14 protein-coding genes are annotated in these 14992 nt (G+C 36.9%); 3 read left to right on the forward strand and 11 right to left on the reverse strand.

What is annotated here, in order from left to right:
* Positions 1 to 33: 33 nt before the first annotated feature.
* The 7 genes from AC3CH7_RS19325 to AC3CH7_RS19355 all read right to left on the reverse strand — a co-directional run bounded on the left by AC3CH7_RS19325 (position 34) and on the right by AC3CH7_RS19355 (position 8075).
* The gene (locus AC3CH7_RS19325) at positions 34 to 1506 is read right to left on the reverse strand and encodes a PH domain-containing protein (RefSeq protein ID WP_012295792.1); all 1473 of its coding nucleotides are present in this window, start codon (positions 1504 to 1506) and stop codon (positions 34 to 36) included.
* Entirely contained in the window at positions 1499 to 1978 is a 480-nt protein-coding gene (locus AC3CH7_RS19330; RefSeq protein WP_031416488.1) for a PH domain-containing protein, read from the reverse strand. The genes AC3CH7_RS19325 and AC3CH7_RS19330 overlap by 8 nt, the downstream gene beginning before the upstream one ends.
* Before the next feature lie 124 nt (positions 1979 to 2102).
* Entirely contained in the window at positions 2103 to 3629 is a 1527-nt protein-coding gene (gene cshA / locus AC3CH7_RS19335; RefSeq protein WP_012295794.1) for a degradosome RNA helicase CshA, read from the reverse strand.
* A 352-nt stretch (positions 3630 to 3981) separates the two neighbouring features.
* Positions 3982 to 4674, reverse strand: coding sequence for an alpha/beta hydrolase (locus AC3CH7_RS19340; RefSeq protein ID WP_031416489.1), 693 nt, complete (start codon positions 4672 to 4674; stop codon positions 3982 to 3984).
* 75 nt (positions 4675 to 4749) lie between these two features.
* Positions 4750 to 6117 carry a UDP-N-acetylmuramoyl-tripeptide--D-alanyl-D-alanine ligase gene (locus AC3CH7_RS19345; RefSeq protein WP_036164789.1) on the reverse strand — a complete coding sequence of 456 codons (1368 nt, stop codon included), beginning with the start codon at positions 6115 to 6117 and terminating at the stop codon, positions 4750 to 4752.
* A gap of 11 nt (positions 6118 to 6128) precedes the next feature.
* On the reverse strand, positions 6129 to 7208 hold the full coding sequence (locus AC3CH7_RS19350; protein WP_031416492.1) for a D-alanine--D-alanine ligase: 1080 nt from the start codon (positions 7206 to 7208) through the stop codon (positions 6129 to 6131).
* A gap of 114 nt (positions 7209 to 7322) precedes the next feature.
* A complete protein-coding gene (locus AC3CH7_RS19355; RefSeq protein WP_036162361.1) occupies positions 7323 to 8075 on the reverse strand; it encodes a hypothetical protein in 753 nt (250 codons plus the stop codon).
* Between the two features lie 341 nt (positions 8076 to 8416).
* On the opposite strand from AC3CH7_RS19355, the gene AC3CH7_RS19360 reads away from it, so the two are divergent.
* The gene (locus AC3CH7_RS19360; RefSeq protein ID WP_031416494.1) at positions 8417 to 9604 is read left to right on the forward strand and encodes an FtsW/RodA/SpoVE family cell cycle protein; all 1188 of its coding nucleotides are present in this window, start codon (positions 8417 to 8419) and stop codon (positions 9602 to 9604) included.
* 57 nt (positions 9605 to 9661) lie between these two features.
* Here AC3CH7_RS19360 and AC3CH7_RS19365 read toward each other — a convergent pair whose 3' ends face one another.
* The gene (locus AC3CH7_RS19365; RefSeq protein WP_164908744.1) at positions 9662 to 9799 is read right to left on the reverse strand and encodes an Lmo0850 family protein; all 138 of its coding nucleotides are present in this window, start codon (positions 9797 to 9799) and stop codon (positions 9662 to 9664) included.
* 334 nt (positions 9800 to 10133) lie between these two features.
* Here AC3CH7_RS19365 and AC3CH7_RS19370 point away from each other — a divergent pair, with 334 nt between their 5' ends.
* Together AC3CH7_RS19370 and cls are read left to right on the forward strand one after the other, a co-directional pair.
* The gene (locus AC3CH7_RS19370; RefSeq protein WP_488381836.1) at positions 10134 to 11294 is read left to right on the forward strand and encodes an MFS transporter; all 1161 of its coding nucleotides are present in this window, start codon (positions 10134 to 10136) and stop codon (positions 11292 to 11294) included.
* A gap of 167 nt (positions 11295 to 11461) precedes the next feature.
* Positions 11462 to 12919, forward strand: coding sequence for a cardiolipin synthase (gene cls / locus AC3CH7_RS19375; RefSeq protein ID WP_031416497.1), 1458 nt, complete (start codon positions 11462 to 11464; stop codon positions 12917 to 12919).
* A 50-nt stretch (positions 12920 to 12969) separates the two neighbouring features.
* On the opposite strand, the gene AC3CH7_RS19380 is transcribed toward cls, so the two are convergent.
* The 3 genes from AC3CH7_RS19380 to yidC all read right to left on the reverse strand — a co-directional run bounded on the left by AC3CH7_RS19380 (position 12970) and on the right by yidC (position 14969).
* On the reverse strand, positions 12970 to 13752 hold the full coding sequence (locus AC3CH7_RS19380; RefSeq protein ID WP_488381837.1) for a M15 family metallopeptidase: 783 nt from the start codon (positions 13750 to 13752) through the stop codon (positions 12970 to 12972).
* Positions 13753 to 13907: 155 nt separating this feature from the next.
* Entirely contained in the window at positions 13908 to 14159 is a 252-nt protein-coding gene (locus tag AC3CH7_RS19385) for a hypothetical protein (protein ID WP_012295803.1), read from the reverse strand.
* 51 nt (positions 14160 to 14210) lie between these two features.
* On the reverse strand, positions 14211 to 14969 hold the full coding sequence (gene yidC / locus AC3CH7_RS19390) for a membrane protein insertase YidC (RefSeq protein WP_012295804.1): 759 nt from the start codon (positions 14967 to 14969) through the stop codon (positions 14211 to 14213).
* Between the last annotated feature and the right edge of the window lie 23 nt (positions 14970 to 14992).

Here is a 14992-nt window from a genome sequence, read left to right on the forward strand (position 1 = left end):
CCTTTATAAAATTTAAAAGGATTAGCTTTCCATTTAATGTTCATACCACGATAATATCGTTTCAGCATCTTGTTGTTCCAGGCTTGAAACACTGCCAGTTGTACCTGATGCTCCCGACATGACTGTCGCTTTTATAGACATAACATTTTTTCTCTTTTGAAAATACGATTGTGTACTCCCCATAGATTGTATACGTTTTTTCTCCACTATCAATGTTATTCGACTGAATACTCTATATTGTAAAGCCAGCTGCTTTCCATCGATTTGATAGCCTGCCGTTTTATGCTGCCAAATCCCGAGTACTATCGTTAATGGAATCAGTAACAATGACAATAGACCATACGGATAGAAGAAATAACTACAAGCTCCAATAATAGGGACAAGCCAAATAAAATCTATGCGATAAAAGAAAGGTCTTGCCTTTTTAGGTGATCGAATGAAGGAAGGATTCCAATTCATATCTGGGAAAAGATCCTCTAATGTCTGCATACAATCATGTTTCTTAATGAGTGGGAACAAGGTAATTTTTTTATCCTTCCCTTCTTCACCGTTCCCCCCCGCACTCTCAACAACAACCGTTGCAAAGCCTGTTAATTGGCGTAATGGATTCTCAACAATACGAATAGCTTGAATACGATTTAAAGGCAAAGTTATACGCTTTTTCTCTAAAAGTCCTTTAGTAATAATCAGCTTATCTTCTTCGATACGGACTGTATAGTCAAAGTAATTAATAAGGGTAATGAGGACAGAAACAACCCAGGCAACTATTAAAATTAACATAATCGATATCGCTACTAAAAAGGCCCCGACTTTGATAAAATCAGCCAACTCATGGAAAACAGTTTCATAAGGAATAATATCTGAAAACTGCGAGGCGATAGCAGCAAGACCAGATAACACAACACCAATCCCACCAGAGGTTGTGGCCAACACTAGTAAGTCTCGCATGGACATATGGTAAATAGCTGGCGTAGAAATCGAATGATCTACGACCTCCGTCTGTTCTTCATGTTGTTGATTTACTATTTCATTTTTGGCACGACGCATTTCTAATTCAATAACATCTGCTGCTTCTTTACGAATTGCGGTAAGCTCTACTTCAGGCTTGCCACCTTTACTACCCGCTGTTTCAACTTGAACTTTGACCAACCCAAAAATGCGGTGGAAAATCCCTTCATTGTAGTTCAAACTTTGAATACGTTCAAAGGGAATATAACGCTTCTTTTTAACAAACAATCCATATTTGATGCGGAGTTCTCCATCCTCAAACCAATAAACAAATGTCCGCCATTTTATAATGCCTCCAATCAATGCAAGGAGTGCGGCTACACCCCAAACACCGAAGAGTAAAATGGTATCAAAAAAATGATCACTACGGAAATTTAGCGAGAAATTAAAACCGTTAGTTATGATAATGATTGCAATAGGTAAAATCATACTTTTTAATGCTTTGACGCTCGTAATTACTGCTGATATAGGGTGTAAACGATTAATCTCCTTAGACATCATCTTCCGCCACCCTTGCTAATTCAGAGATACGAGCACGAAGTGAATCTGCTTCGTCCATGATAAGTGCAGGAATTGTATGTACGGTTGCTGCCGTTGATATTGATATGTTACCTAAATCATATTTCTTTAAAATCGGTCCCTGTGTCGTATCAACATGTTGGACGCGAACCATTGGTATGAGTGTACGTTTTACTACAAATAAGCCATGTTGAACTTCAATTTCATGTTCCCTCACCTCATATCTCCAACGTTCCCATCTAATTTTAGGAAAAATAAATATTGACAGTATGGCACTTAATATTACAATTGCCCCAGCTATGTAGTAAATAAACGTCGGCCATTCAAAATAATAAGTACCATAGCCCACGATCCCTGCTGCTATTAATAGCACCACTGTTTGTATGACCCCATATAAACGCCATACAGTTAACCCTTTACGGGAAATTTGATGCACTGGTTGAGCTCTCATTGTCGTTCCTCCTCTTTTTCTATATTAGGTTATACGGAATAAATAACTGTTTTGTTTCAACTATATACGAAAAAAAACCTTACAGCCAGTATGACTGCAAGGTTTAAATATCCACTTACGAGAATTAATCTTCGTGGCGTCGAGGAGAACGAGAACGACCTTGTCCACCTTCACGACGGCCTCCTTCACGGCGACCACCTTCACGACGGCTACTGCTACTACTATTACGGCGATCTCCACCACGAGAGTCACGACGTCCTCCGTAGTTACGATTACCACCGCGACCACGATCTCCACCGCCGCGATTACTGCTAGAGCGTTCACGACGCATTGGTAATGGACGTTCTTCTGAAATTGTTACCGGTGTATCATCTGGCTCTTTTGTTAATGAGCGAAGAGCAGCTGCTACAACATCAATTGCATCATGATTTTCAAGTATTTCTGACGCAAGTGTACGGTAATCACCTAAGTTGTTATTAGCAATAAGACCCTCAAGAGTATCTAGAGCTAATCGTTGTTGACCTACTAATGCTTCATCTGATGTTGGCGGACGAAGTGGAGTCATACGTTTCTTCGTAGTTTCTTCTACGATACGTAAGTAACCCATTTCACGTGGCGTTACAAACGTAACAGCAAGACCTGACTTACCTGCACGACCAGTACGACCAATACGGTGAACATAAGATTCAGGGTCTTGTGGAATATCGAAGTTGTATACGTGTGTGACACCAGAAATATCAAGACCACGTGCCGCTACATCCGTTGCAACAAGGATATCAATTTTATTTTCTTTAAATTGACGCAATACAGAAATTCGCTTAGCTTGGCTTAAATCACCATGAATCCCTTCAGCAAGGTAGCCACGAATTGATAAAGCTTGTGCTAGCTCATCTACACGACGTTTTGTACGACCAAAGATAATAGCAAGTTCTGGTTGGTGAACATTTAATAAACGAGATAAAACATCGAATTTTTCACGTTCAGCCGATTTAACGAAATATTGATCAATATTATCAACAGTTAATTCTTTTGCTTTAATTTTTACGATTTCTGGATCACGCATAAATGTTTCAGCAATTTTACGGATTGCTGGCGGCATTGTTGCTGAGAACAGTAATGTTTGACGCTCTGAAGGAACGTTTTCTAGGATGGCATTAATATCATCGATAAAGCCCATATTTAACATTTCATCAGCTTCATCCAGTACTAATGTTTGCACATCTTCTAATTTTAACGTACGACGATTAATATGGTCAATAATACGTCCTGGCGTACCAACAATGATTTGAGGTCTATTTTTCAGTGCACGGATTTGACGGCCAATTTCTTGCCCACCGTAAACTGATAATAATTTCACACGTTTATCATAGCCAATCTTGTAAAGCTCTTCAGATACTTGAATAGCTAGTTCACGAGTTGGAGCAATAACCAATGCTTGGATATTAGGGTTTTTTGGGTCAATTTTTTCAATTAGTGGAATCCCGAAAGCGGCAGTTTTACCAGTACCCGTTTGCGCTTGACCTAATACATCGCGGCCTTCAATTGCAAAACGAATAGTACCTTCTTGGATTGGTGTTGCTTCTTCAAATCCCATACGCTTTACAGAGCGTAATGTAGATTCGCTAATATTTAATTCTGAAAAATTTGTCAAACTTCTCAATCTCCTTTTTTTCCTTTTAAGTTGACAAATGGTTACATTTTCAGATGAAGTTGTCGGCAAATTCGAGCCTGTGTAGTGGAACGTTTCCGTTACTTAAAAATTCTCTCTACATGATTGTTCATATAGAGCTCTCTTATATGAAAAGGAAAGCCCGGTCTTTACCGAGCGGTTCGATTCTGTCGTAATTATTCACTTTAGAATAAAACCGTTGTGTTCAAAAAAAAGTACTCTTCAACCAAATATGAAGAGTCTTCGCACAAAATGTATCCATTGCTTACACTAGTCTAACATGGCTTTAATACGTATGCAACGATAACGCATGAGTCGTAATAATCTGACTACTTCATGTGCCTTTTAAAAATAGCAAAACCCGCGGAAACCATTCTGAGCAATCTTCCTCAAGACATATATGATGCCTTCCATTATCAGAAAAATACAAAATTTTATGATTAGACGCTAATTCATCATAAAGAAATTGCGCTGTGTTAAATGGTACAATTCCATCCTGTTTCCCTTGCACAATAAACACTGGAATTTGGATATGCTGATAATACGGTTCCACTATTTTAACCAATTTCATAAATTCAATTGTTGAAGCTAATGGGACATTATTAAACTTATGCCGATAACGTAAGAACAGCTCATTATTCGTTAAATTATGATGATAAGCATCTGTAGCAAGCAGTTTGAAATCCTTTACCAGTTGCTTAGGGCTGACATATTTTGCAGCAGCACTTAATAATACTAGCTTTTTTACCTTATAACGTTTTGCTAAGTATAAAGCTATGATGCCCCCCATTGAAAATCCTACAACGATGATCTCTTCTACCTTTTTAGCTAATGACCGTATGGCTAGCTCTGCATCCATTAACCAGTGCTTTGCCGTAAATCCATCCATGTGCAAAGCTTCACCATGCCCCGATAATGTTGGTTCTACTATGAGCCAATCTGTATGTGTCCGTAAGTATGTTGTAAACGGCTCTATCTCATAGGGACCACCTGAAAACCCATGTATGCATAGTACACCTATTGACAAATCCTCACCTCGTTTAACAAAAACCTCTTTCACGAATGAATCGGTGAGCATTTTATCCCACCGATTCAATAAAAACTATGACGTAAAAGCTTGTAAAATTTTCTCTAATTTCATACCACGAGAACCCTTTAGTAAAACGATAGATGACTCATTAGCAAGTTCTAGTTTTTCAATAATAGCTGTGTAATCATCTTCGGTATATAACAATCGATCTGCTTCAAAGTCCTCTTTTAATACTTCATAAAGATGAGTCATTCGAGCTCCAAATAGACAAACGTAATCGATTTCTTGCTCATTTATATACTCCGCTAGCCCTTCATGGAAACGCTGTTCATCTGGCCCAAGTTCTAACATATCCCCTAATACAAGCCATTTCTCAGGTCGAATTGTTGATGTAGCGATAAATTGAATTGCTGCTTTTACAGAGGTTGGGGCAGCATTATAAGCATCGTTAATAAATAACGCACCATTTGTTCCTTGGACTTGTTGCATCCTCATATCTGTTAATACGACATGCTCTAAGGATGTACGAATTTGCTCATTATTTAAACCTAGTTGGTTAGAAATTAACATCGCTATCAAAGTATTTTTTACTTGATGCTTTCCAAGTACAGAAATAAAGAAATCACCCTCTATCATTCCGTGGGTAGTAAAGCTACTACCATTAGCATTAGCATGAATATGATCCGCATATAAAAGGTTATCTGGCTCTAGTCCAAACGCTACTGCATTTAAATGCTGTTCTTTAGCCACTAACTCCTGTAGCAATGGTTCATCTCCATCATAGAATAATAGACCCTCTGGCTGCATTCCTTGAATAATCTCAAACTTTGCCTGTGCGATACCCGCGCGGGAGCCTAAGTCCTGCATATGCGCCTCACCAATATTTGTAATAACCGTCATATGCGGCTGAGCAAGCTTCGTTAAAAATTCAATTTCGCCAAATCCACTCATTCCCATTTCAAGGACTGCTACCTCTGTATCTTCATCAAGCTGTAAAATGGTAATCGGTAAACCTAGTTGATTATTAAAATTACCAATGGTCTTTTGAACTTTAAAAAATGGTGCGAGCGTACCCGCTAAAATATCTTTTGTTGATGTTTTACCGTTAGAGCCAGTAATACCAATAAATTTAGCTTTATGTTCAAGTCGATAAGCTCGTGCCATTTCCTGCAAGGCTATCTCTGGGTCATCCACAAACAATAAAGGTATACCGTCTGGCGGATTAGGTTCATCTTTTTGCCAAAGTGAAGCACCCGCACCTTTTTCAAATGCCTGAGTCACGTACCGGTGTCCATTCGTATGCTCACCACGAAATGGTACAAATAAATCTCCCTGTTGAATTGTTCTTGTATCAATGGAAATTCCTGATACAACAGTATCATCGTAAGCCGACATATCCTCATTTAACCATGCAGCTAATTGTTTTAATGTTTTTTTCACAATAATCCCACTCAGTCTTTTTTATAGTGAAGCTGTTGTTTTTCTTCAAAACGTTCAATGGCTAATGTAATCAAACGATTAATCAGCTCTGGGTAGCTTACATTTGTATGTTGCCAAAGTAATGGATACATACTTACTGGCGTGAAACCAGGCAATGTATTTACTTCATTAATGTAAACACTATTATCAGCTGTTACAAAGAAGTCGGCACGCACTAAACCGCTACCATCAATCGCCTTAAAAGCCCGTTTTGCCAGTTCTTTTAAGCTCGATTCAGTTTCCTCTGGTAACTCAGCTGGAATAATAAGTGCTGTGGAGCCATCCTTGTACTTAGAATCATAATCATAAAATTCTGTAACCGGTTTAATTTCACCTGGTACCGAAACTTCCGGATAATCATTTCCTAATACGGCAAGTTCTATTTCACGAGCGATGATACCTTGCTCGACCACAATTTTACGATCGTATTGTAAGGCAACCTCAATTGCTTTTATTAATTCATCACGGTTTGTTGCTCTGCTAATCCCAACACTTGACCCTAAATTTGCAGGTTTCACAAACATTGGCCAAGTCAATCTTTTTTCACAGCGTTCAATGATAGTCTGTTGTTCATTCTTCCACTCACTGCGAATAAAGTACGTATAGGGCACTTGTGGTAAACCAGCAATCTCGAATAATTGCTTCATAACTACTTTATCCATTCCAGCAGAAGATGCTAAAACCCCATTTCCTACATAGGGTAGATTTAGAACTTCTAATAAACCTTGCACAGTTCCATCCTCACCATTTGTTCCATGTAGTAATGGGAAAACAACATCGAACTGCACTGCATTGCCATGTTCATCGATTAAAAAATCAGTAATATTATTTTCTAAAATTGTAGTATTATCACCGAATTGTAGTTCTTCGATAGTACTTACAGGCTTTTCTAAACGATTTCCGCGTCGCCATTCTCCTTCAGATGTTATGAAAATCGGATATACTTCATACTCCTCGAAATTCAAAGCACCAGTGACTGCACGAGCTGTTGATAATGATACCTCATGCTCAGCTGACTTTCCGCCGTATAATAAACCGATTCTTTTTTTCATTTTTGTGCCCTCCACATACTTCTTGAGTACTATTAGTTTATCACGAAACGTCTTGACAAATGACATAAAAATCCCACCGTAATGTTCGACGGTGAGATTTGAGTGTATATTTCGTTAAATAATATAAATCAATTCATCGTGCTCTGTTTTCAAAATGGTATTTAAATCGTCCCAAACTTCATCAGGAAAAGAATATTCTGACAGGTTGCGAACTTCTATCCCATATGCAACTTTTGGTTTTTCAATACGGTACAACGATAATAATGCACCGTCTTTAGCAAATGATCGATAAGAACGCAAGAAATCAGGTGAAATAGTAGGGATACTCGATTTTACTTTTCGACGCCAAAATCCAGAGCTACGTTCCTTTTCTCGAATTAAACTATTAAAAACATTTGCTACCAATAAATCCGAATCACTTAAATGTCGGAAGTAAATTTTTGTCATTTTTTCTAAATCTGAAGAGTAATAGACGAATCTATTTTGCAATTTGTTAAAAAATGCAGATGTAATCGGTTCTTTTTTATGACTTATGTAAAGCAATTCCCCTTGTTCCATGGGTGTTAGATGGTCTAGCCTCTTCTCATCCATAAAATCGATCCAACATAATTCCTTGGACTCAGCCGATTTCTTTACAAAATGGGGTACCTCTTCATCCAATACATATTCAAATTGCGTATGCATATTAAAAGAACCTTCTTCATAGGAATGTTTTAATAAAAGTAAGTGATGCAGTGGTTCAAGCGCAGCCGCAAATTGCGAGAATTTCAACCCGCTAAAAATGACAAATTTATCAACGTCATTCATATGAACATAAATATGATACATAAAATCATCAGCTGACTTTAATTTTTTAGCCACAACCATCACCCCATTCTTCACTACATTATAAGACTAAACTCGGTTTTTTTGAAACATTTTATGTTAATTGTCGTCACAACTATATACGCAGGCATAAAAGTGTTTTTTGCGTTATAATAGGAATGTTAAACATGCATTTGCATACAGGTTTTCGATTACTCAATGAGTTAAAATATTTGCTTAAAAGTTCCATTGACAACGTTCGAAGCAAATTGCAAGCTTAATCAGTAGACGTTAGTTTTTTCTGATTTTGAATTTGTTCTATTCTTTCAACATTATAAACGAAAATGGAAGAAACGCATTATATTTACTCATATTGAGATACTATTTTAATTTAGGTGGATTTTATGGAAAATAAACGAAATTTCGCAAATCGTTTTGACTGGACCCTTGCTTTTATTCTTTTCACGTTTCTAGTCATTAGTTTGTTAGCTATTGCATCTGCCCAAACATCCGGTCAATATGGCATTAACTACGTTCCAAAACAAATGCAATGGTATGTAATTGGTGCAGTAATTATTGGTATAGTGATGTTTTTTGAGCCAGATCAATATAAAAAAATGTCATGGTATATGTATGGAGCAGGGATTGCCTTATTGGTACTGCTTATTTTTATGCCTGAAGGAGAAGGTCAAATTGGCGCACCGGTTAATGGTGCAAAAAGCTGGTACCATACACCGCTTGGAAATATTCAACCTTCTGAGTTTATGAAAACATTTTACATCTTAGCATTGGCACGATTAATTAGTAAGCACCACGAAGTCTATTCACTAAAATCATTAAAAACAGATTTCTTATTATTAGGAAAAATTGCTTTAACCCTTTTCGTGCCATTAGCTATTATTATGAAACAACCAGACCTTGGATCAGCACTTGTATTTTTCGCCATTACCGCTGCCCTTATTATTGTAGCAGGTATTTCATGGAAAATAATATTACCTACATTTTTAGGTGGCGTTGTAGCAGGTGGTTCATTACTATGGATGGCTCTCTATATGCAAGATTTCTTAGAGAAAACATTCGGTTTTAAAACGTATCAGTTTGCTCGAATATATTCTTGGTTAGATCCCTACTCCTATTCTTCCAGTGATGGATACCATTTAATCACATCACTCAACGCTATTGGATCAGGTGAAATTTTCGGTAAGGGCTTTCGAAATCGAGAAGTTTATGTTGCAGAGAACCATACCGATTTCATTTTCACTGTAATCGGTGAGGAATGGGGCTTTATTGGGGCAAGTATTGTTATTTGCATTTTCTTCCTGTTAATTTATCATTTAACAAAAACTACTCTCTTATTGAAAGATCCATTCTCAACATATGTTTGTGCTGGTATTATTGCTATGATTACATTCCATGTGTTCGAGAATATAGGAATGACGATTCAACTATTACCGATTACGGGTATTCCACTTCCATTCATAAGCTATGGTGGTAGTTCATTAATGGGGAATGCTTTAGCTATTGGACTAGTCTTTAGTATGAGGTTCCACTATCGGACGTACATGTTTACTACACATGATGAAGATGATTAAAAATAGAAAAAGGGAAGCCTCTATTACGGAGACTTCCCTTTTTCTATTTTAAACGAGTTAAGCTTGAACTTGCGGTGTCTGCGTTGGTGGTGTTAGCACTTTTAAAAGTTCTAGTCGAGACTTTGTTACAGTGGCTGTTACACCCAACTTAGATAAATTCGAAACAATCTTTTTCAAATCTACTTCTTTCCTCATACATTCCACCTCAATCTTTCCTCGATTTTATATAACGTTTAATTGCCAAAAAAGTTTCATTTTTCTATGAGTATGATGTCTGACAAGTTTATCATACCATTTAACTTTACTTTAAAATTTTTCTTTTTTGTGACAGTGTAATTTTTTATACCCTGCCCTATGCACCACCAAACATTTATAAACTAACCTAAACCCTCTTATTTTATTCATTTACTTTTTTTCTCAACAACAGAAATGTCGTCTATCCATGTTTCTCCTTCCGTTTTCTTGTAATAGCAAGAACAACGGGGTTAGAATATACATATTGAAATATTGTATGAAAGCAGGGAACTTTATGAAAAAGGCAATTTTATTATTAATGTCTGTTCAATTCCTCGTTTACCTAGGTTTTGGCATTATTATTCCTGTCTTACCAGAGGTTATTGTGCAGCAAAATTGGGATAATCTCCACGTCGGTGGCTTACTGACCGTCTATTCGTTAGCTAGCTTTTTCACTGCACCCCTTTGGGGCATGTTATCAGATAAGGTAGGACGTAAACAGCTAATCTTAACGGGACTAATTGGTTTTAGCCTAAGCTTTGTTATTTTTTCATTATTTATTGATAACTTAGCTATTTTATATGTTTCCCGTATCGTAGGAGGATTATTTTCAGGAGCATTATATACGGCTGTAACAGGATTTATTGCAGATATGTCTAGCGAGGAGACACGTAATAAATATATGGGCTTTATGGGTATGTCCATCGGTCTAGGTTTTATTTTTGGTCCAGCAATTGGTGGAATGTTAGGGCATATTAGCTTGCAATTACCGTTTATCGCATCAGCTATATTAATTGGACTATTATTTATTTATGCAAGTTTCGTCTTAAAAGAACCTGAAAAACGAAAAGATTCAAATAAACGTGCTATTGTGCCAAAAGGCGCTGGGAAAATGCTTCAATATCGTGTGCGTTACTTATTTATGTTTTCATTTTTAGTAACTTTTATGTTGGCCGGTGTAGAAGCAACATTCCAATTGTTCCAAATCGAAAAAATTCAAATTACACCATTACAAATTGGTTATTTATTTATGTTTAGTGGCTTTGTTGATGCCGCGATACAGGGTGGTGTCGTTCGCCGTATCAAAAATGGCAGTGAGACAACTTGGTTAATCGGTGCACAAATTGTAACAGCCGTGGGGATGCTTTTATTCACATTAACCGCTAACTTATTTATCGCAGGGCTAGCACTATGTGTCTTTACAGCAGGAAATGCACTTGCTAGAACATGTGTTGTATCACTGTCCTCTAAAGAATCTGGCGGGCAATATGGAACAGCTGCTGGACTGTCATATTCCATGGATAATCTAGGGCGCATACTTGGCCCGCTATTTTTTACCTGGTTATTTACAATGCATGGAAGTCTCGGTTACTATACATCAGCAGTAATCGCCATTCTTTCTATTAGCTTAATTTTCATCTTTAAAGCCTCTAAAAAATCATTGCGTTTTGATTAACATTCATAAATGGTTCGAGAGAATTATTAACAAGCAATTCGGATTATCTCTAAAAAGTCATAGAGATAATCCTTTTCTATGCTAACTAGCTACTTAAAATCTTCTTTCCTCATTTGAAGTAGGCTATACTAAGTATGTTATTATCAATAGTAAAGGCAGGTGTAGGAATGAGCATTTTTACAGATATAGAATATTTAGTTCCTTTAACTTTATTTTTTAATATTTTATTAGCCATGACTATCATTTTTTTAGAACGTAAAGATGCTACATCTACATGGGCATGGATTCTCGTGCTATTTTTCATACCATTAGTTGGATTTATTTTGTATCTATTACTTGGAAGACAGTTACGAAAAAAACATTTATTCCGTTGGGAAGGGCGTAAAGATATCGGTATTGATACGCTCATCAGTTATCAAATGAATGCCATTCGTGATGAAACATTTGAGTTTCGCATTTCAAATGCCGAAAATTATCAAGAGATGATTTACATGCACCTTAGAACAAACAATGCCGTTTTAACCCAGGACAACCATCTAGATATTTTTGATGATGGGGCCAATAAATTTGAACAGCTCCTTAAAGATATTGAAGCAGCTAAGGACCATATCCATATTCAATACTATATCTTCCGCCTTGATGATTTAGGAACACGAATCGTTCATGCGCTAATTAAAAAGGCGCAGCAAGGTGTCAAGGTACGCCTCCTCTATGATGAGATGGGCTCACGTAATGTGAAGAAGCGTCATTTTAAAGAATTGCTTAATGCCGGAGGCGAGGTAGAAGTGTTCTTTCCTTCCATCTTCCCACTCCTTAATCCCCGTTTAAATTTTAGAAATCACCGGAAAATTGTTGTCATTGATGGCCGCATTGGCTATATCGGAGGTTTTAATGTTGGGGATGAATATTTAGGCTTACAAAAAAAGTTTGGGTATTGGAGAGATACACACTTACGCATTGAAGGTAGTGCTGTACATCCACTCCAAACACGCTTTTTATTAGATTGGAATCAAGCAAGCTCCCAGCAAAAAATGGGTTACTCAGATCGCTACTTCCCTGCTATCCCCAAAAAAGGTGATGTTGGTTTACAAATTGTATCAAGCGGACCAGACTCAGATTGGGAGCAAATTAAGATTGGTTACTTAAAGTTGATCAACATGGCCCAAAAGTATATCTATATTCAAACGCCTTATTTTATTCCGGATGTAAGCTTTTTAGATGCCATAAAAATTGCAACATTGTCAGGTATCGATGTACGAATTATGATCCCTAACAAGCCAGATCACATGTTTGTTTATTGGGCTACATATTCCTATGTTGGGCAATTACTTCGAGCAGGAGCAAAAGTGTATATCTATGAAAAGGGCTTTATTCATGCCAAAGCAATTATTATCGATGATGAAGCTTCCTCTGTTGGTACAGCTAATATCGATGTACGAAGCTTTAGCTTAAATTTCGAGGTCAATGCCTTTATTTATGATGCCAATATTTCACATCAGCTGGCAGAGCTGTTTGAAAAGGATATTTTTGATTGTACAGAATTGACGTGGGAGATGTACCAAAACCGTTCATCATTAATCAAATTTAAAGAATCAATATCTCGTTTATTAACCCCTATCCTATAAACTAAAAAGGAAGAGAGCTTGTTCGCGCAGAACCGCCTCTCTTCCTTTCTTTATTTCACACCTAAATATTCTTCTAGTGTAATGCTTTGCGTAGCAATTTCTTGAGCTATATCCTTACCAACATAACGATAATGCCAAGACTCATACATATAGCCGGTAATTTCCTCTTTGTTTTGAGGGAATCGCAGTATAAACCCATACTCTTGAGCGTGCGCAAATAGCCACTGCCCAGCTGGTGTTTCACCAAATTCCTCTGTCAGCCATACATCTTCTTTTCCACGCTCTCCTATATCAAACGCTAAGCCTGTTTGATGCTCAGAATAGCCTGGACGAGCACTGTATCGATCTGCAGCTGCTTGTCCATCACGATTAACATAGTTGTTATACAGTGTTGTTTGATATTCGAAAGAACGATAACCGCTAAAAGCAACTAAATCAAACCCTTGTTGCTTGGCAGCCTCTAGCATTTGATTTAGTGCTTGTCTTGCTTCTGGATTTTCCTCAGGTGCAAAGGTAGATGGAAGCGGATAAATTTTATTTGCTAGCAGAATGCCTTTTATATAAGTTGGTTCGGTAGGTAAAGTTTGATTAGGTAGATAGCCATTTTCGTCTGGTTGCTGCTCTGGCTTTTCAGGTTTTCCCGGTGTAATGTCTGTCTTCTCTGTTTTAGAAGAATCTTGCTCTGTTGATTTGTTTGTTTCAGTAGATGTTGGTTGCTCATCAGATGCATTATTTACTTGATTATTTTTATAGTTGTAAACTACAAAAATAGATACGATTAACGCCACAGAAATCAAAGCACCCATGATGAGCAAAAGACGATTGTTTTTCACTATTTATGCCCCTTTTAAAAATAGCACATACGAAAAGAGTAAGTCCTCCCTCTGTAAATACTTATCTTATCTTATTTTATTACTTGATTGATATAATCTCATTTTAGCACTGTTCACATTTTCAGGTGTGAAATTCTTTTGATATTTTGTCAATATTAGTCTGTAAGAATAATGATGAATACGATGATTGAAGCTACCGCAAAAAAGATCGCCATATATTTCATCCATTTTGCTTCTTTTCCATAACCTTGTTCTTCAAAACTTTTTGCTCTAAAGCCATTGGACAAGGCAAACATAATCGTCATTGCAAGTACAGCGAAATTAAATTTCCCTATAATAATAAATACAAGTGCCGCAATACTAAATATAGCGACTAAAATTGATGATAGCCATTTTCTGTTCATCATGTTGTCCCCCTAAAAAAATCGAGGCAACAAAGGCGCCTCGACATGAATGAATTATTTTGCTTTTTCTGGATGTTGCGAATAATATTTACGGCCAATATATGTTTGAAGAATTAACAACGCACCACTGACTGACCAATATAAAGGTAATGCTGCCATTGATGACATTGAAATAAAGACAATCATAATTGGTGAAATATAAATAAACATTTTCATTTGGGCTTTTTGCTGCTCAGGTACAGTCCATAATGATACTCGTGCCTGAACGAGATATACAACACCCGCTACAATCGTCATGACGATATCAGGTGACCCTAAGCTAAACCATAAAAATTCATGTGACTTCACATCTGTTGAATATAAAATCGAGAAATAAAGACCCATAATAATTGGCATTTGGATTAACATTGGTAAGCATCCCATATTTAATGGATTAATGCCATGCTTTTGATAGAGAGCCATCATTTCTTGTTGATATTGCGTTTGCTCTTCTTTTGTCTTAGCTTCTTTCATTTTTTTCTGAACTGCTTCCATCTCAGGCTTAAACGCATCCATTTTTGTTTTCATCAATTGTTGTTGACGATAATTTTTCAACATAATCGGCATTAAGACTAAACGGATGAGTACGGTAATCGCAATGATTGCTAAACCATAACTACCTGCAAAGATATCGTTCCCGAAAAATTCCAGTAAAAATTCCATAGGTTTTACAAAAATACTATAGAAAATACCTTCTTTGTTTTGCACTGCTTGACAGCCACTAAGAACAAAAACAGCTAGCCCAAGCATTGAAAATAGTTTCAAATTTTTCATTTTTCCACCTACTATAATTTATC

The sequence above is a fragment of the Lysinibacillus sp. F12 genome, assembly GCF_057773605.1.